The sequence below is a fragment of the Bradyrhizobium sp. BRP22 genome (genome assembly GCF_020194175.1).
Lineage (GTDB): Bacteria > Pseudomonadota > Alphaproteobacteria > Rhizobiales > Xanthobacteraceae > Bradyrhizobium.
In genome coordinates, this window is sequence record NZ_JADYVX010000008.1 from 194,464 (window position 1) to 212,335 (window position 17,872).

A 17,872-nucleotide genomic window follows, 5' to 3' on the forward strand; every position below is an offset into this window, starting at 1 on the left:
CATGGTCGGCTGCAGGTCGCTTCCGCAGATGTGCCTGCTCGGTCCCGTTCCGCCGCGGACACCTGGCCGCAGCGATGCGCAGGTCCCGTCCGACGCTGCGCTCGGCGCCAGCCGTTACGCGCGCATTTCCTACGTGTATTTCTACAGCGAGGACGATCCCGATGACGTGGCGTTCGGCCTGCTCGACGTGGAGATCGCCGTTCAGCGCCGGGCGAGGGACGAATTCAGGCTGGAGATCTACTGTATCGGCGATGGCTATCAGAGCGGACACGGCTCGAGCGCGGCCGCGCCGCTCATTGTGGAGCTGAAGGCCGGCGACCGCACGGTGGCGAGGGCGCATTGGCGTTATCCCGATGTGCTCAACGGCCACATGGACCCGCTGACATTGTCGACATCGGTCGACTTGTCGGAAGCGGATTTCGAAGCGCTCGACCACGTCTATCTGCCATCCGTCCGCGCCGAGGCGATGATATGCCTGGAGTGAGCAAAGGAAATAGATCGATCGTCATCGGAGCGCGCAGTGTTGCGTGCGACGCGCTGCTCGCGCAGGGCAAGCGCGCGGCCTCGGCGCTCGCGGCAGCGGACGTCGACGAAGGCGATGCGATCGCGCTACTGATCCGGAATGATCCAATCTATTTCGAAGTGATGCAGGCCGCGTCCCTGCTCGGGGCGTATGTCGTGCCGCTCAATTGGCATAGCAGCGCGGACGAAATCCGCTACATCCTCTCGGATTGCACGCCGAGTGCGCTGATTGTCGACGCCGGCCTGTTGCAGGGTGTCGAGGCGCCAGTTCCAGCGGGCCTCCCAACATATTTTGTGGCGCCGGATCCCGCCGGCGTTGGCGTCGCGACTTCATCGGGCGCTCCTTCGTTCGGGCAGGCCTGGGCTCCTTATCGAGACAGCTTTGCCGAATGGTCGGAGCCGGCGCGCGCGCCGCGCGGGACCATGATCTATACCTCCGGCACCACGGGCCGGCCGAAAGGCGTGCGCCGCGCGCCGATGAATGCAGAGCAGGTCAGGAAGAACGCCGCCTTGCTGCGGCAGATTTACGGCATAGAGGAAGGCATGCGCGCGTTCGTGTGCGGCCCGCTCTATCATGCCTCTCCAGGGGCATTTGCCAGGCAGGCCTTCCAGCATGCCGACCTCGTGGTCCTGCAGCACAATTTCGATCCCGAGGAATTGCTGAAGACAATCGAGGCGCATCGCGTCACCCACCTCACGATGGTGCCGACCATGTTCGTGCGCCTGCTTCGGCTCAGCGATGAGGTCCGATCGCGTTATGACGTCTCTTCCATTCGCTGGGCGACCCACACCGGTGCTGCATGCCCGCCTGACGTCAAGCGGCGCATGATCGACTGGTGGGGTCCAGTGATCCACGAAACCTACGGCGCAACCGAAACCGGGCCGGCGGTCGGCTGCAACTCCCACGAATGGCTTGCCCATCCAGGCACGGTCGGCAGGGCGATGCCGGGCACGACGCTACGCATCTACGATGATGAAGGCCGCGAGCTCGGCACAGGACAGACCGGGGAGATCTACCTGCGCACGGAAGCCTATGCCGATTTCACCTATCACGGCAGGCCGGAGCAGCGCGATGAGATCGATCGGGGTGGGCTCGTGACCTGTGGCGACGTCGGCTACGTGGATGCCGACGGCTATCTCTACATCTGCGATCGCAAGCGCGACATGGTGATCTCCGGCGGGGTCAACATCTATCCCGCGGAGATCGAGAATGTCCTGGTGAACTGTCCGGGCGTACGGGATTGCGCGGTGTTTGGCGCGCCCGACGAGGAGTTCGGCGAAAGCCTGGTCGCCGCCATTGAAGCCGAGGGCGGGATTCGGCTTGGGGCCGAAGCCATCGCAACATTTCTGGAACGCCATATCGCCCGATTCAAGATCCCGAAGCGGTTCGTGTTTCATGACGCGCTGCCGCGCGAGGCGAGCGGAAAAATCTTCAAGCGGAAACTGCGCGACGCCTATCTGCAGGCGACCGCACGAGGCTGACGGAATCATGATCGAAGTCGGAGATTAGCAGTGGAACTGAAGGGTAAGCACGTCGACGTCGCAGGAACACGCACGCACTATTACGATGTCGGGCAAGGGGAGCCCACCATCCTCATCCATGGAGGCGGTCCGGGCGCCTCCGGCCTCAGCAATTATCGCAAGAATGTCGAGGCTCTCGCGGCGCGCCGTCGCGTGATCGTGTTCGACCTTCCCGGATTCGGCGAGACCGAGGGAAAGTTGAAGGATGGCCCGATCTTCGAAGCGATGGGAGATTTCACGCGCGCGTTCATGGATACGATCGATGTTAAGAAGGCGAGCTTCGTCGGCAACTCGCTCGGCGGTGCCACGTCGTTGATGGTAGCCTTGCGCGCGCCTGAACGGGTCAATCGGTTGGTGCTGATGGGGACCGGCGGCAGCCAGGCGATCTTCTCGCCGATGCCGACCGAGGGCCTGCGGCGGATGGCGATGTTCCATGCCGGCGACGGGCCGACCTTGCAGAAGCTGAAGGGCGTGATCGATCTCCTGGTGTTCGACCAGTCCTCGATCACCGAGGAACTGATGGCCGAGCGGCTCAAAGCTGCGACGCGCCCTGATGTCATCGATATCTTCAAGCGGCCGCCGCTCGACATCTGGCGTGAAAATCTCGGTGGCTTGAAACATCGCACGTTGCTGATCTGGGGGCGCGAAGATCGGGTCGTGCCGCTCGACTCGAGCTTCATCCTGCTGAAGACCATGCCGAACGCACAGCTTCACGTCTTTCCCAAATGCGGGCATTGGGCACAGTGGGAGAAGGCCGACGAATTCAATGCGCTGGTCGCCGACTTCCTGGATCGGCCATGAGCAATATCGTTGAGAGCATCGCGACACGCTTGCAGGAAGCGGAGGCGACGTGTCGCCCGATCGCGCCTATCGCGGGCGATATCGGCGAGGGGCGCGTGGAGGTAGCCTATGCCATTCAGGCCGAGGTTATCAGGCGCGGCATTGCCGGCGGCCGCCGGCTGGTGGGCCGAAAGATTGGGCTGACGTCGAAAGCGGTCCAGCAGCAGCTTGGGGTCGATCAGCCCGACTACGGCGCGCTGTTTGCCGACATGGAAATCCCGACGGGCGAGCGGATCGAGGTCGCGCGACTGATCCAGCCGCGCGTCGAAGCGGAGGTGGCGCTCGTGCTGGAACGAGATCTGGCCAACGATGACATCACCCTCGGCGAACTGATGCGATCGACGGCCTATGTCGTACCGGCGCTCGAAGTGGTCGACAGCCGGATCCGCGATTGGAAGATCACGATCCTCGATACGGTGGCGGATAACGGCTCGAGCGCACGCTATGTGCTCGGCGCCGCTCCGCGCCGCCTGACCGACGTCGATCTGGAAGCCTGCGGCATGACGATGACGTGCAACGGCGCGATCGTCTCGACCGGCTGTGGCGCAACCTGTCTCGGTCATCCGTTGCGCGCGGCGCTCTGGCTTGCCCGCACGATGGCAAAAGCCGGCCAGCCGCTGCGCTCTGGCGATGTCGTTCTGACCGGCGCGCTCGGACCTGTGTCACCGGTCTCGGCTGGTGAATTCTACGAAGCCAGGATTTCGGGATTCGCGCCGGTAAGCGTTTCGTTCGTCTAGCTCACCGGGTCTCAGGCTGCCGCAGAGCAGCAGGCCCGTTGCGTTCAAGCATAGTCAAAATGAAAGGGAGGAGCCGAAATGACTTTGATCTCGCGGCGAACAACCATCGCCGGCCTCGGCGCAACGGCACTCACGTTCGGTCGAGCGTCCGGCGCACGCGCTGCAAGCAACTACGGACCAGGGGTAACGGACACCGAAATCAAGCTCGGGACCACTGCGCCCTATAGTGGGCCAGCGTCCGGCTACGGCGTCTACGGACAGGCGCAGACGGCCTATTTTCAGATGGTCAACGATAATGGCGGCATCAACGGCAGGAAAATCAACCTGATCTCCCTGGATAATGCGTTTTCGCCGCCGAAGGCCGTCGAACAGACGCGCAAGCTTGTGGAGTCGGAGGAGGTCTTTGCGATCGCCGGATTCCTGGGGACAGCAACCAACGCCGCCGTACAAAAATATCTGAATGCGAAGAAAATACCGAGCCTATTTCTGACGTCAGGCGCCGAGCGCTTCAATGATCCAAAGGAGTTTCCCTGGATCATTCCGTTCTACCCGATCTATGTCGCGCAGGGCGCCGCTCTGGCGACGTTCATCCTGAACGAAAAGCCGGATGCCAAGATCGCGGTCCAATATGTCAACGACGATCTTGGCAAGGATTTCCTTCGCGGACTCAAGAAGGGGCTCGGCGGCAAGGCGAGCGCCATTGTCAAGGAGGTGAGTCATGAAATCACCGAGCCGACCATCGACAATCAGGTCGCCGATTGCAAGGCTGTCGGCGCTGACGTGTTCGTTCAGCTGACCTATTCCAAATTCGCGGCGCAAGGCATCCGCAAGGTTGCGGCGATGGGCTGGAAGCCGCTGCACGTCGTCAATTCGAACTGCAGTTCGATCGGGGGCACGCTTGCCCCGGCTGGCCTGGATAACGCCAAGGGCTTGATCTCGGCATGGTGGGAGATCGTGGTGACCGACCCAAGACATCAGGACAAGCCAAGGGTGAAGGCCTATGTCGACTTCATGAAGAAATACATGCCCTCGATCGGTATCGATGACAATACCGCGACGCCGGGCTACAACAACGCCTACATGATCGAGCAGGTGCTGAAGCGTTGCGGCAACGATCTGACGCGGGAAAATCTCTTGAAGCAGGCGACGTCGCTCAAGGGCGAACAGCCGCCGCTGTTCCTCGATGGCATCAAGGTGGAAAATTCTCCGACCGACTATCGCGCCATCCACAACCTCCAGATTTCCCGTTTCGATGGTGCGAACTGGATTCCCGTCGGCGACATGATCAATCTGGGTGCAATAGCGTCCTGAACGCGGCAAGGCGAGAGCAGCAATGCCGCTCTCGCCTATGAAGAAACAGATCTGCGAGCAGCGCTGCAAACGCCCGGATGGATCACTCAGCCGACAGCGGATCGCCCGCCAGCGTCCAGCTCTCTCCGTCGAAAATCGCGATTCGAAGCGTCTTGAACGGTGTGTAATCGTCGGGATGCATGCTGATCGAGACGCCCGGAAGCATCATCGGCAGCCGTTCGCCATGGAGCGATGTCGCCTGACGAATGAGATTGTCCCGCGTGAGCTGATCGCCACATTTTTTCAGGGCAAGCGTCACGGCGTGGACGTTCATGTAGGCAACCAGGACGGAGTAGTCGTCCGGATTGGTCGACGGCGCGTATTTCTTCAGGAAGTTCTTATAGGCCTTCACCTCCTCATCATCGGCCCATGCGGGATCGCCCGGCTGCTTGAGAAACTGCGTCGTGACCAGTCCCTTTGACGCTTCCAGACCGGCCGGTTTCAGGATGGTCTCCACCGAGGCCGTCGAGCCGCCGATCACGTGCAGCGGGTTCCACTTGAGTTCGTAGACCTTCCGGATCGATTGTGCGGCTGCCTTCGAGGACGATTGTTCGATCAGCGTGTCGATGCCGGCAGCTTTGAGCTGAACGATTTGCGAATCGATCGTAGGCTCGGTGAGTTCGTAGGAAACTGCCGTAACGATCTGCGACGCCCTTGGGCCCAACCCGGCCCGCAATCCCTTGAGGTAATCCTTTCCGTAGTCGTCATTCTGATACAGGACGCCGATCTTGGCGTCAGGTTTTGCCTGCACAATGTATTTGGCGACGACGCGGCCTTCCGTCTCGAAATCAGGGTAGAGCGGCACGGTCCACGGGAAAGTCCTGGGATCGTTGAAGCGTCGCCCGCCGGCGGTGATGAAGAGCTGCGGCACCTGCTTGGAGTTCAGATATTTCTGGATCGCGACATTCGGCGCCGTTCCGATGGTGCCGACCTCGGCGAGCACGCCGACGTCTTCTATGAGCTTGCGCGACTGCTCCACAGCCTTGGGCGCGCTGTAGGCATTGTCCAGTTGCGTGAAGCTGATCTTGCGTCCGTTGATCCCGCCTAGCGCGTTCAGCATCTCAAAATAGCCGACGACCGCCCGTCCAGCACCGGCACCGAAGGCGGAGGCGGGACCGCTGAGCGGTGTGGATTGGCCAAGCTTGATCTCGGTATCGCTGGCTCCCGGGCTATAAGCCTTTTGTGCATAAGCAGGTGTCGCGGCAAGAAGTGCGGATATGGCGGCAGCTCGCCAGATCCGGTGGATGGTGCAGGCCAAGATCGTTTCCTCCATGTTGTATTTGATTATTCATTTTCGTTATCGCAGCAGCTCGCGGGCGATCACCACGCGCTGGATCTGGTTGGTGCCTTCGAAGATCTGGGTCAGCTTGGCGTCGCGCATCATGCGTTCAACCGGGTAATCCATGGTGTAGCCGTAGCCGCCGAAAATCTGGACGGCGTCGGTCGTGACCTTCATGGCCGTGTCGCTGCCGATGCACTTCGCCATGCTGGCAAGCAGGTTCAGCCTCTTCCAGTCGCCATCATCGCCGGCGCGCGCGCATTCGTAGACCAGCGCGCGGGCTGCCTCGATCTGCATGGCCATGTCCGCGAGCATGAACTGCACGCCCTGGAATTCCGAGATCGATCGCTTGAATTGTTTGCGTTCCTTGGCATAGGCGATGCAGGCGTCGAGGGCGCCCTGCGCCAATCCAACCGATTGGGCGCCGATGGTCGGACGGTTGAGATCGAGCGCGCGCATCGACGCGCGGAACCCTTTGCCTTCTTCCCCGACGAGATTCTCGGCCGGAACCCGCACATTGTCGAAGAAAATCGGCGTGTTCGGAGCGCCGTGAAAGCCCAGCTTTCGCTCGTGTCGTCCGAACGTGATGCCTGGCATCTGCTTCGGTTCGACGATGAAGGCGCTGATGCCATCAGCACCGGAGCTGTCGCTCGTCCTCGCCATCACCACGATGTAGTCGGCGACTACGCCGTAGCTGCACCACTGCTTTCGGCCGTTGAGCACGTAGCAGTCGCCATCCTTGCTGGCGCGGGTGTTGAGCGCGGAGACGTCGGAGCCGGCCTGCGGTTCGGAGATCGCGATTGCGGTCACGACGCCGCCTTTGGCGATGATCGGCAGGTATTTCCTGCGCTGCTCCTCGGAGCCGAAGTGAAGCAACGGCATGATGAACATGGTGTTGAGGGCCGCGATCGAGGCGCAGGCAGGGGAGACCTTCGAGATCTCTTCACGCGCGATGCAGGCCATCGTCAGGTTGCCGTTCGGCCCGCCGTATTGTTCCGGCACCCAGAGCTGCATCAGCCCCATCTCGCCGAACAGCTTCACGAGCTCCAGCGGGAAGCGGTCGGTCTCGTCGATCTCGGCGGCGATCGGCGCCACGTGCCTGGCGACCATTTTCCGGATGTTGTCGCGGAACGCGGCCTGTTCCTCGGTGAAGCTCATGGGGTTTCCCGCCTGTTTTTTGTGGGGAAGCCCAGAAAAGAGCTTCCGTTGAATGGGTGATCCATTTAATAATTCACCCGATGAGCACCAAGTCAAGCCCTCGAACTCCCACCCGACCGCGATTGAGCTCGCTCAACCGGCGGGAGCGGGCCTCCGACCGTGCAGCCGGTGCGCCGGCTGTCCCGCAATTCCGGCCGATCCACACCCGCCGCGCGTTCGAGGAAATCTGCGAGCGCATTCGCGAGCAATTAGCGCTCGGCGTGCTGAAGCCCGGGGACAAGCTTCCCGCGGAGCGCGACTTGGCCCAGCAACTCGGCGTGAGCCGCAATGTCCTGCGCGAAGCGCTGCGCAGCCTTGAGATGGCCGGCGTGCTGCGGCTGCAGAAGGGCGTCAAGGGCGGGGCCTTCATCCGCGAGGGCGATACCAGCCGCATGAATGACGTCATGCGGGACATGCTGAGCCTCGGCACGATTTCGGTGCGGGAATTGTCCGAAGCGCGCGTGCACGTGCTTGATCTTGTCGTGCGGCTGGCGTGCGCCAATGCGCGGCAGGCCGATCTCGATGCGCTGGAGGCGAATGTCGAGCGCACCGACCTTGCCACACGCGAAGGCCGGCTGCTCGACCGGGTCGAGTGCTCGCGCGAGTTCTACAAGCTGCTTGCCGCGGCGACCGGAAACAAGGTGATTGCCATGATCATGGATTCGGTGACGGAGATCCACATGCGCTTCGTCTACGCCAAGGTGGCCTCTAGCGGCGTCGCGATGGCCCGGCTCGCGGAGAAGCGCCGGCAATTCCTGTCCGCGTTGCGCGAGCGAAACGTCTCATCCGCCACTCGCCTGATGCGGACGCATCTGGAATCCGTGCAGCGGATGCTCGAGCAGGATCCCGGCGCCATGTCGCTTCATGTCGCCCTGGCCGACATCCAGCCCGGCATCCGCCGTTGAGCGGGAGGATGTGACGACAAAGCCGGTCTCGCCTGAACAAGAACATAAACGGAGGAAAACGTGTCGAGCTACGCCAAATATGAATGCTTGAAAGTCGAGGTTGCGGACAAGGTGGCGACCGTGACCTTGAACCGCCCGCAGGCGCGCAATGCGATCAATCAAAAGCTGATCCGGGAGCTGCGGACGATCTGGGACGATCTTGCCGACGATCACGCCGTCAATGTCGTGGTGCTGACCGGCGCCGGAGATTTCTTCAGCGTCGGCGGCGACGTCAAGGCAATGTCGGAGCGGCCGGGCGGCGACGTCCTCGAAGAGGGCGAGGTCCATGATCCCATGATCAGTCGGCGCGGCGTCACTCGCCAGCTCGAGCTCGACAAGCCGATCATCGCGGCCATCAATGGAGACGCGATTGGCCTCGCGGCGACCCACGCTCTGCTGTGTGACATAACGGTCATGGCCGAAGATGCCCGGATTGGCGACACCCATGTGTCGCGAGTCGGCCTCGTTGCGGGTGACGGCGGCACGGTGATCTGGCCGCTTCTGGTCGGGATCAACAAGGCCAAGGAGTTCCTGATCCGTGGGACGCTGTTGAAGGGTAGGGAGGCCGAGCGGATTGGATTGGTCAACCACGTAGTGCCGCGTGCGGAGGTGCTGGCCAAGGCTCGTGAGATCGCGGTGGAGCTTGCGAACGGACCCACCTGGGCCATTCGCTGGACCAAGCTGTCGATCAACCAGATCGTCAAGGATCGCGTCAACATGCTGCTCGAAGCCTCAATGGCGTTGGAGCAAGTGACGTTCGAAACGGCCGATCACAAGGAAGCGACCACGTCGTTCAAGGAAAAGCGCAAGCCGAAATTCGGCCAGGCTTAGCGCGGCCATGAGTGCGACCGAGCTCCCGACTGAAGACACGAGGGAGATGCTCCGGGATTCCCTGCGCGGGTTTCTCGGCCAGCAATGGCGCACGGACACGATGAACCGTGGCCCCTGTCCGGATGAGATCGCTGCCATCTGGGACAAGCTCGTAGGTCAGGGGGTTGCGTCGCTCGGCAGCGATCCGGGCATGGGAGGGCTGCGCGAGATTCTAGTGACGATGGCGGAGTTGGGCCGTGCCGCGTGTCCGGCGCCGATGTGGTCGGCCGCTCTCGCCAACCTCGCGCTCGCGGGGTCGCAGGCCGAGGCTTCGGTTGATCTCCTAAGCCGCCTGCATGCAGGCGCCGCACGCATCGCGTTTTCGCCTGGCGCGTTCGATCCGGGCCGCGCGACGGGTGCCATCGAGGTCACGAACGGCAGGGCGAGTGGGTTGCTTCGGTTCGTCGAGGCGGCCGGAAGCTGCTCACATTTGCTTGTGCCGCTAAGCCCATCGACGTTTGCGCTCGTTGCGATGGATGCATCGGGCGTTCGTTGTGAACCAACGCGCGCGATGGGCGCGTGGGGATTTTACGAGGTTCGGCTGAACGCTGCGCCGGTCGACGTCATCGAAATCGAAGTCCGTGCCGTCGATGACCTGCTGCGCACAGGCAAGCTGGCACTGATGGCGCGCGCCTACGGCGCCGCGCGGCGCGCGTTCGAGCTGGCGGTCGACTATGCAAAGGAGCGCCGCCAATTCGGACAGCCGATCGGAAAGTTCCAGGCGATCCAGCACAAGCTTGCAAATTGTTTCATCCTGCTTGAAGGCGTGCGCCTGATCGTCGACCATGCGGCCGAGCTGCACGATCGCAACGATCTCAATTGGCGATACTTTGCCGACTGCGCCGCGTCGTTCTCGGGAGAAGCCCTGCGGCGCGTTTCGCTCGAGACCCAGCATACATTCGGCGCAATCGGCTATGCCGAAGAGCACGAGGCGCCGCTGCACTTCAAACGCGTGCATCTGGATACGATCGCGCTAGGCGGTTCGGCGTATGCGAGGCTCGGCATAGCCTCGTTCCTGCTGGATGATGGCGGTGCGGAACTGCCGCAATACGATCTCGGTCCGGCCGGCAATGCGCTGCGCGAGCAGGTCAGGCAATGGCTGGAGGAAAACTGGTCGGGCGAGCGCAAGGCCGTTTTCGATGCGCGGCCGTTCGCCAAGCGCGAATTCGATGCCGACTTCGCGCTTGATATCGGCAGGACAGGCTGGATTGGATTGGGGTGGCCGAAGCAGTTCGGTGGGCAGGCGCGCTCGCCGCTGGAGCAGATCGCCTTCATCGAAACCATGGAACGGAGCGAAGCGCCGCGGATTGGAGCGGCGATCCAAGCCAACGCCCTGATGATGTTCGGCACGCCGGAGCAGCAGAAAAAATATCTGCCGGAAATTCTCCGCGGCGAAGCCATGCATGGCATGGGCTACAGCGAACCTCAGGCGGGCTCCGATCTCGCCGCACTTCGCACCAGCGCCAAGCGCGACGACGATCATTGGGTCATCAACGGCCAGAAGATCTGGACCACGACGTGGTGGGGCAAATACATGTTCCTGGCCGCGCGTACGGACAAGGACGCCAAACCGCCGCATGCCGGCATCAGCATGTTCATCGTGCCGATGAGCGCGCCGGGCATCTCCATCCACCCGGCAACGACCATGTATGACGGCTCCTTTGCCAATATCTTCTACGACAACGTCCGCATTCCCCACGACAATCTCGTCGGTGAGGTCAATGGCGGCTGGAAGGTGCTGACCGGCGCGCTCGCCTTCGAGCGCGGGCTCGTCGGCGGCGGCATCGTCCTGAAGGTCGCCCACGCCTTCGAGCAATTGCGCCGCCACATCATGGCGACGGAGAGCGATAGGCCGGCGCTCGCCAATGACCCGATCGTCCGCGACAGAATGGCCGTGCTCGCCTCCGAGATCGAGGTCGGCCGTCAGTTGATGATGCATTGCGCGGAACTGGCGGCTGATGCTGTCACTCCGCCGGAATATGGCGCGATCAGCAAGGTGTTCTCCAGTGAGCTGATGGAGCGCTTCGGCGAAGCTGCGCTCGACATTCTGGGTACACGCGCCGCGCTTTCCGAGCAAATGCCTGATGCAATCGACAACGGACGGTTTGAACAGAACCTGCGCCATTCGTTGATGTGGGTGATCAGCATCGGAACCAATGAAATCCAGCGCAACCTGATTGCGCAGCGCGCGCTTGGATTGCCCAGATAGGAGTAACCGCATGCAGCAGCTCAAGACCGCTCCCCTCGATGGCGTCAGGGTGCTCGATTTCTCGATCATGCTGGCCGGGCCCTATTGCGCGCGGCTGCTCGCCGATGTCGGTGCCGAGGTGATCAAGGTCGAGCCGCCGGAGGGAGACGACATGCGGCTGCGTGCGCCGCTGCGCGACGGCCACAGCGCCTATTTCGGCCAGCTCAATGCCGGAAAGCGAAGTCTCGCGCTTGACCTGAAGAACAGCGAGGCGATCGGCCTCGTCCACAGGCTGGTCGAGCAGAGCGACATTGTCGTGGAGAACTTTCGTCCCGGTGTCATGGATCGACTGGGGCTCGGCTATGAGGCGCTGCGGCAAATCAATCCGCGCCTGATCTATTGCTCGATCTCCGGCTATGGCCAATCCGGTCCGGCGGCGGACCGTGCGGCCTATGCCATGATCGTTCACGCCGAAAGCGGCTTCGACCGTGCACTGATGCGCTACGCCGGCGATCGCGACCGTCCCGCCGCGGGTGCCGTCTTCGTTGCCGACTTGCTCGGAGGCATCTTCGGCTATTCGGCGATCCAGACCGCGCTTGTGCAACGCTCGCGCACCGGGGAGGGGCAGCGTATCGATGTCGCGCTGATGGATTGCATGCTGAACCTGCTCGTCTACGAACTGCAGGAGGCGCAATTTCCGGTCCACGCGCCGCGCCCGACCTATGGTCCGGTGCGGGCCAGCGACGGCGATATCCTGATCGCGCCGGTGACGTCGCGCAACTTCACCGCCCTCTGCGAAGTGACCGGAGACCGCGGTTTGGCCGAGGATGCCCGCTTCAACACGGTGCCGGCGCGTGGCGCAAACTGGGGCGCAATGATGCAGCGCATCGAGAACTGGACGGAGCGCCACACCGTGCGCGAATGCATCGCAGCGCTCGATCGTGCTGGCGTTCCCTGCGCCGAATATCGCGATCCTCGTGCGGGGCTGACTGACCCCCATCTTTTGCAGCGTGGCGCCTTTGCGACGATTGCGGATGGCGCAGGCGAGTTCTTTGGCGTCAATCCGCCCTGGAGAATGTCAGGCGCAGAATCGTCGATGCGGCGCGAAGTGCCGGCGATCGGCGCGCACCGCGACGAGGTGCTGTCGCGGGCGCTCGGCCTGTCTTCCGGAGAAATCGCCAGCCTTGCGCGAGCGGGAGTGTTCGGAAAGTAGTTGGGTCTGCGTCAGGAGGATTGATCCTCCGATGACGCGGAAGAGTCCGTCGGCGCGGCCTTCGCGATCGCGAGCATGCATTTGAGGAAATGCGCGCGATCTTCCTTGCGCAGGGGCGCCAGCATCAGATCCTGCAGTTCAGCGGCGGCCGGAACCACGCTCAAAAGGGCGGCCTCTCCCTTGGCCGTGATCTGAACCTGGACGGACCGCCGATCTTCCGCATTGTTCTTTCTCGAGATCAGCTTTCGCGCCGTCATTCTCTTGAGCATTTCGCTGAGCGTGTTCCGATCGCAACTGATGTGTTCCGCGAGGACCGATGGCGTGAGGGGACCGCGTTGATACAGCGCCATGAGCACGCCGAACTGCCGGGGCGTGATGTCGCTTTGGAGCGTCACCTTCTGATAGAGGACGTCGTAGCGGGCCTCGAGCAGCCGAAGGAGAAAACCAATGCCGCCTTCGAGCTGCCAGTTGCGCGCGAGCTGCGCGGCCGAATCCGTCTTCATCGCCTTGTCGGCTGGCATGCCGTTGTCGACCTGAGCTGTAGTTCCATCTGGCGAAATCGCATAGCCGTTAGCAGCTTGGTGTTCCGTCCTCAACCCTTTTGGCTGGGTGCCGATCGAATCCGACACGCGCGAAGGCCGCATCGGCCCTTGCAAGATGAGAATCGATATAGTACGTATACGTAACAAATATTGACGCGAACGGATCAAGGTTCGTGCAGGGAGGATGATTTGGATCTGCGCGAGTTTTTGTCGGTCCCTTATCTTCTGGAAGCTGAGGCCGTCGAAACCGAGCCGGGCAAGTGGCTCCTCCGGCTCGCTTATCCGGAGCTTCCCGGCTGCGTCGCGGAAGGGTTTGTCGTCGAGGACACCCTGAAGGAGCTCGAACGACGGCGGATCGAACAGATCGTGGGTCTGGTCGAGGCGGGCAAGGAGCCTCCCGTCCCGCGCAAGCCCCTTGCCGCATCCGATCCACTTTGGACCGCCCGTGATCTGGGCCTGTCACCCCGCATCGCTGCTCTCCTCGAGCGCGCAGCCAGATAGCGCTCGGAACGAACTGTTGAATTGAACGGAGAAAGCTCATGCTCTCGCACGAAGACAATGAAAGGCTGGTGAGGGTGGGTATGGGCACGCCCCTTGGCGAGCTGTTCCGGCTGTACTGGATTCCCTTTCTGCCGTCAGCCGATCTCGTCAATGATGGCCAGCCCAAGCGCATCCGGCTATTGGGAGAAGATCTGGTGGCCTTTCGCGATAGCGAGGGTCGCGTCGGATTGGTCGATCATGCATGCCCGCATCGCGGTGCGCCGCTGATCTTCGGCCGCAACGAAGATTGCGGATTGCGATGCGTCTATCACGGCTGGAAGTTCGACGTGACAGGCGCGGCGACGGATATGCCGGCGGAGCCGGCGCGCAGCCGTCTGAAAGAGCGCGTCCGGATCAAGGCCTATCCATGCCGGGAGCGCAACGGGATGCTTTGGACCTACATGGGTCCCGATGCCGCCAATCCGCCGCCGCTTCCGAACCTGGAATGGAACCTGGTGCCGCCAGAGCAGGTGCACATCTCCGTGCGGGTTCAGGAATGCAACTGGCTGCAGGCGGTCGAAGGCGAGATCGATTCCGCTCACGCGCCGTTGCTTCATGGTCGGCTCGATTCGCAGGGCACCACAAATGCGTGGATTCAGAAGCGCGATCTTCGTCCGACGTTCGAATGCATCAAGCAGGATTTCGGGATGAGTATCGCCGCCCGGCGGAACTATGACGAGAACACGCTGTATTGGCGCGTCAATCAGTTCATTCTGCCGTTCTATACGCTGGTTCCGCCGCTGTCGCCGTTTCCGGATCTGAGCGGGCACGCCTGGGTGCCGATCGATGACGAGAACACGCTCTGCATCATGTTCTCGTATCATCCCTCGCAGCCCCTGTTGCCGAAGATCCGGCAGATCTTCGAGGAAGGGCACAATGGCCGCGAGAGCGGGCACGCCAGCCGCCATTCGCTGGTCCAGCACCCCGTGACCGTTCCCTACGCGGGGTACTGGACGAAATTCAATCCGCAAAACGGGTTTCAATTCGACTACGGCACGCAGCAGACCACCTGGTTCTCGGGACTGCCGGGCCTGTGGGTGCAGGATGGCGCATGCCAGAGCGGCGTTTCGCCGATCTTCGATCGCACCAAGGAGAATCTTTGCTCCAGCGACACCGGCATTGCGATGACCCGCCGGTTGTTGCTCGAGGCCTTGGGTGCCTACCGCGATCACGGCAACCGGCCGAAGGGCGTGACCGACCCGGACGTGTTCATGGTGCGCGCCGTGTCGCTGCAACTGCCGCCGGAGGACTCGTGGGTCGATGTTGGCGCGCCTTTCATGCGCGCACAGCTCGGCGCCGATTTCGGATACAAGCTGTGAACTCGTCCGCTCGCATCAAGCGCAATCATCGCGCATGCGGAGGAGACGGCGCTCATGGCTGAGAGCACCACGCAGGTCCGCGTCAAACGGATCAGCTACGAGGCCGAAAGCATCAATTCATACGAATTGGTCGCTCCCGGAGGCGGTGATCTCGCTCCTTTCACGGCCGGCTGTCACATCGATCTGCATCTGCCGAATGGAATGATCCGCAGCTACTCGCTCGTGAACGACCAGAGCGAACGGAAGCGCTATGTCATTGCGGTGAACAGGGACGCTGAAGGTCGAGGCGGTTCCAGGCTGATCCATGACACGGTGCGGGTCGGAGACATCATGACGATCTCGCATCCCAGGAACAACTTTGTCCTTCAGGAGAATGCAGCGCATTCGGTGCTGATCGCGGGCGGAATCGGTATCACGCCGCTGCTTGCGATGGTTCGCCGCCTCGAGGGACTCGGTCGCTCCTGGGAGCTCTTTTACGCGACGAGGACACGTTTCGCTGCGGCGTTCCTCGACGAGCTGCATGCGCTTCGGCGCGATGTTCATCAAAACCTGCATGTGACCTTTGACCACGCGCCGCTCGGCCGCAAGCTCGACCTTGCGGCGATCGTCGAGGGCGCCTCTGCGGAAGCGCATCTGTATTGCTGCGGTCCGGTGTCGATGCTCGAAGCATTCGAGGCGGCGACGACGGGGCGGCCCACTGATCAGGTACACGTCGAATATTTCAAGGCAAAGGAAAAGCAGGCCACCGACGGTGGGTTTGAAGTGAGGCTTGCGCGTAGCGCTCGAACGATAGCGGTCGAACCGGGCAAGACGATCCTGAGCGCGCTGTTGGATGCGGGAATAACCGCGAACTACGCTTGTGCTGAAGGTGTCTGTGGCACCTGCGAGACCCGGGTCATCGAAGGAGTTCCGGATCACCGCGATCAATTTCTCAGCAAGGAAGAACGAGCAGCAAACAAGACAGTGATGATCTGCTGCTCGGGTTCGAAATCGCCGACGCTCGTCCTGGACATCTGAACGGATCCGAACGACAACGGATGGGGAGGAAAGATGCTGGATCAGCTAGAAGCGGAATTTCCGGAACATGCGCCGCGTCCGTCCGATGCACCAAAAGCCCTGGACGGAATCCGCGTCGTCGATTTCTCGCATTTTATTGCGGGACCGCTCGCCACGATGATCCTGGCCGACATGGGCGCGGAGGTCATCAAGATCGAGGCGCCCGAGACGGGAGACGATCTCCGCCGCTATCCGCCTGTGCATCCCGAGCTCAGGCATGGCGCTCCGTTTCTCTGGACCAACCGCAACAAGCGTAGCGTTGCGATCGATCTGAAGTCGGCAGGGGGCCTGAACATCGTACGCGAATTGATCGCCAAGGCGGATGTGGTCGTCGAGAATTTCTCGACCGGGGTCATGAAGCGATTGGGGCTCGACTACGACAGTTGCCGAACGATCAAGCCGGACATCATCTATTGTTCGGTATCGGCCTATGGCCGCGACGGTACATCCGCTGACAGGCTCGGTTTCGATCCGATCGTGCAGGTCGAAAGCGGGTTTGTTTCCATGAACGGCTATGCCGATCGCGAAGGCGTGCGTGCGTTGTCGCCGGTCATGGATATCAGCACCGCGATGATGGCGTCCAACGCGATACTCGGCGCCATGGTTGCATGCGCGCGGAGCGGCGTCGGGCAGGCGATCGAGGTTTCGCTGTTCGACAATGCGGTGTTGATGACCGGCTACGCGACGCTGCAACACCTATTCAGCGGCGCGGATCCTCAGCGGCATGGCAACACGTCTCCCGACACTTGCCCGTCGGGCGTGTTTCAGGCGCAGGATCGCTCCTTCTATATCAACTGCGGTAACGACAAGATCTTTCAACGATTGATGTCGCAAGTGATTGGTCGCCCCGATCTGGCTTCGGCCGAGGTCTATGCAACCGGACCCGATCGCATCCGCCGGCGCGATGAATTGTTCGCGATCCTTGGCGAGGCCTTCGCCCAGCAGCCCTGGCCGTATTGGCAATCGCGGATGCGTGCAGCGGGCGTGCCCTGCGGGCAGGTGCGCAGCGTCGGGGAAGCCATTCGCTCTCCGGAAGCGAGAGAACGTGCGATCGTGACGCGCATCCCGCATCCAACGGTTGGGTGGGTTCCGAACGTAAGGCTGCCAATCCGATATTCGCGCACTCCGGTCGCGGATCCTATTGCCGCACCGGCCGTGGGGCAGCACACCGAGGAGGTGCTGCGCGAGGTGCTTGGCTATGACGAAGCCCGCTTCGCACGTCTTGCCGAAACGGGAGCCCTGGGCGATCATCGCCGGCAGCAGTCGGCGGAAAAGAAGCAGACATAATGGGGGCGCACCGATCGCACGCTCAGACGTCGCGTGGCCGTCGTCGGGATTGGCGAGACAACGTATTATCGGCACGGGGCTTCGCCGGATGCCGAATTCAAGCTCGCGCTGAAGGCGATCCTGGCGGCCTGCGATGACGCCGGGCTCGATCCGCGCGACATCGACGGCTTCGCCTCCTACAGCGGCGATTAGGCCGGCAGCGTTCGCATGGTCGGCCACCTACTCGGTGATCCCCTGCAGACGGTCTCGATCGGAGCCGAGGTCGAGGGCGTGTTCGAGCACCATTCCGATTCCGATCCGCCATACTCGTTGCTGCACTGGCAGGCGGTCTAACGCAATCAGATCGCAATTGATGTGTCTGCAGATCCGCATCGCTCCCGGAGCCTGTTGCAACCATCTCCAGCAGCCGTTCGATTGCTCGCGGTTCAAGTGACCGAACTGCCGTTCCGGAGGCTTTGCATTCGATA

General features: G+C 62.1%; 18 protein-coding genes. 15 read left to right on the forward strand and 3 right to left on the reverse strand.

The window, feature by feature from the left end; all coding sequences use genetic code 11:
• Position 1 precedes the first annotated feature (1 nt).
• The 5 genes from I6F35_RS13725 (at position 2) to I6F35_RS13745 (ending at position 4,931) form a co-directional block, all read left to right on the forward strand.
• On the forward strand, positions 2-484 hold the full coding sequence (locus I6F35_RS13725; protein WP_225118198.1) for a hypothetical protein: 483 nt from the start codon (positions 2-4) through the stop codon (positions 482-484).
• Complete coding sequence (locus I6F35_RS13730) at positions 481-2,004, forward strand: AMP-binding protein (RefSeq protein WP_225118199.1); 1,524 nt, start codon at positions 481-483, stop codon at positions 2,002-2,004. Before I6F35_RS13725 ends, I6F35_RS13730 begins: the two co-directional genes overlap by 4 nt.
• Positions 2,005-2,034: 30 nt before the next feature.
• Positions 2,035-2,844: an alpha/beta fold hydrolase gene (locus tag I6F35_RS13735; protein ID WP_225118200.1), complete on the forward strand. Its 810-nt coding sequence runs from the start codon at positions 2,035-2,037 to the stop codon at positions 2,842-2,844.
• Complete coding sequence (locus I6F35_RS13740; protein WP_225118201.1) at positions 2,841-3,620, forward strand: fumarylacetoacetate hydrolase family protein; 780 nt, start codon at positions 2,841-2,843, stop codon at positions 3,618-3,620. The genes I6F35_RS13735 and I6F35_RS13740 overlap by 4 nt, the downstream gene beginning before the upstream one ends.
• Positions 3,621-3,698: 78 nt before the next feature.
• Complete coding sequence (locus I6F35_RS13745) at positions 3,699-4,931, forward strand: ABC transporter substrate-binding protein (RefSeq protein ID WP_225118202.1); 1,233 nt, start codon at positions 3,699-3,701, stop codon at positions 4,929-4,931.
• 82 nt (positions 4,932-5,013) lie between these two features.
• Here the strand turns inward: I6F35_RS13745 and I6F35_RS13750 are convergent, their stop codons facing one another.
• Complete coding sequence (locus tag I6F35_RS13750) at positions 5,014-6,228, reverse strand: ABC transporter substrate-binding protein (RefSeq protein WP_225118203.1); 1,215 nt, start codon at positions 6,226-6,228, stop codon at positions 5,014-5,016.
• Positions 6,229-6,267: 39 nt separating this feature from the next.
• Positions 6,268-7,407 (reverse strand): acyl-CoA dehydrogenase family protein, encoded by a 1,140-nt coding sequence (locus I6F35_RS13755; RefSeq protein WP_225118204.1) that lies wholly within the window; start codon positions 7,405-7,407, stop codon positions 6,268-6,270.
• A gap of 122 nt (positions 7,408-7,529) precedes the next feature.
• Here I6F35_RS13755 and I6F35_RS13760 point away from each other — a divergent pair, with 122 nt between their 5' ends.
• From I6F35_RS13760 to I6F35_RS13775, 4 genes are read left to right on the forward strand one after another with little or no spacing between them, the layout of a single operon-like run.
• Entirely contained in the window at positions 7,530-8,351 is an 822-nt protein-coding gene (locus I6F35_RS13760) for an FCD domain-containing protein (RefSeq protein ID WP_225118205.1), read from the forward strand.
• Between the two features lie 60 nt (positions 8,352-8,411).
• Positions 8,412-9,221, forward strand: a complete 810-nt coding sequence (locus tag I6F35_RS13765) for an enoyl-CoA hydratase-related protein (RefSeq protein WP_225118206.1) — start codon at positions 8,412-8,414, stop codon at positions 9,219-9,221.
• A gap of 46 nt (positions 9,222-9,267) precedes the next feature.
• Positions 9,268-11,469 carry an acyl-CoA dehydrogenase gene (locus I6F35_RS13770; RefSeq protein WP_225118207.1) on the forward strand — a complete coding sequence of 734 codons (2,202 nt, stop codon included), beginning with the start codon at positions 9,268-9,270 and terminating at the stop codon, positions 11,467-11,469.
• Between the two features lie 10 nt (positions 11,470-11,479).
• Entirely contained in the window at positions 11,480-12,661 is a 1,182-nt protein-coding gene (locus I6F35_RS13775; protein WP_225118208.1) for a CaiB/BaiF CoA-transferase family protein, read from the forward strand.
• Between the two features lie 11 nt (positions 12,662-12,672).
• On the opposite strand, the gene I6F35_RS13780 is transcribed toward I6F35_RS13775, so the two are convergent.
• Positions 12,673-13,371, reverse strand: a complete 699-nt coding sequence (locus I6F35_RS13780; RefSeq protein ID WP_225118209.1) for a MarR family winged helix-turn-helix transcriptional regulator — start codon at positions 13,369-13,371, stop codon at positions 12,673-12,675.
• A gap of 21 nt (positions 13,372-13,392) precedes the next feature.
• Between I6F35_RS13780 and I6F35_RS13785 the strand changes: the two genes are divergently transcribed.
• The 6 genes from I6F35_RS13785 (at position 13,393) to I6F35_RS40175 (ending at position 17,738) form a co-directional block, all read left to right on the forward strand.
• Positions 13,393-13,704: a hypothetical protein gene (locus I6F35_RS13785; RefSeq protein WP_225118210.1), complete on the forward strand. Its 312-nt coding sequence runs from the start codon at positions 13,393-13,395 to the stop codon at positions 13,702-13,704.
• A gap of 38 nt (positions 13,705-13,742) precedes the next feature.
• Entirely contained in the window at positions 13,743-15,062 is a 1,320-nt protein-coding gene (locus I6F35_RS13790; RefSeq protein ID WP_225118211.1) for a Rieske 2Fe-2S domain-containing protein, read from the forward strand.
• Between the two features lie 222 nt (positions 15,063-15,284).
• Positions 15,285-16,079, forward strand: a complete 795-nt coding sequence (locus I6F35_RS13795) for a PDR/VanB family oxidoreductase (protein ID WP_225118212.1) — start codon at positions 15,285-15,287, stop codon at positions 16,077-16,079.
• Between the two features lie 33 nt (positions 16,080-16,112).
• Complete coding sequence (locus tag I6F35_RS13800; protein ID WP_225118213.1) at positions 16,113-17,405, forward strand: CoA transferase; 1,293 nt, start codon at positions 16,113-16,115, stop codon at positions 17,403-17,405.
• Between the two features lie 33 nt (positions 17,406-17,438).
• Entirely contained in the window at positions 17,439-17,597 is a 159-nt protein-coding gene (locus I6F35_RS13805) for a hypothetical protein (protein WP_225118214.1), read from the forward strand.
• Positions 17,598-17,612: 15 nt separating this feature from the next.
• Positions 17,613-17,738: a hypothetical protein gene (locus I6F35_RS40175; RefSeq protein ID WP_275945456.1), complete on the forward strand. Its 126-nt coding sequence runs from the start codon at positions 17,613-17,615 to the stop codon at positions 17,736-17,738.
• The last annotated feature ends 134 nt before the right edge of the window (positions 17,739-17,872 follow it).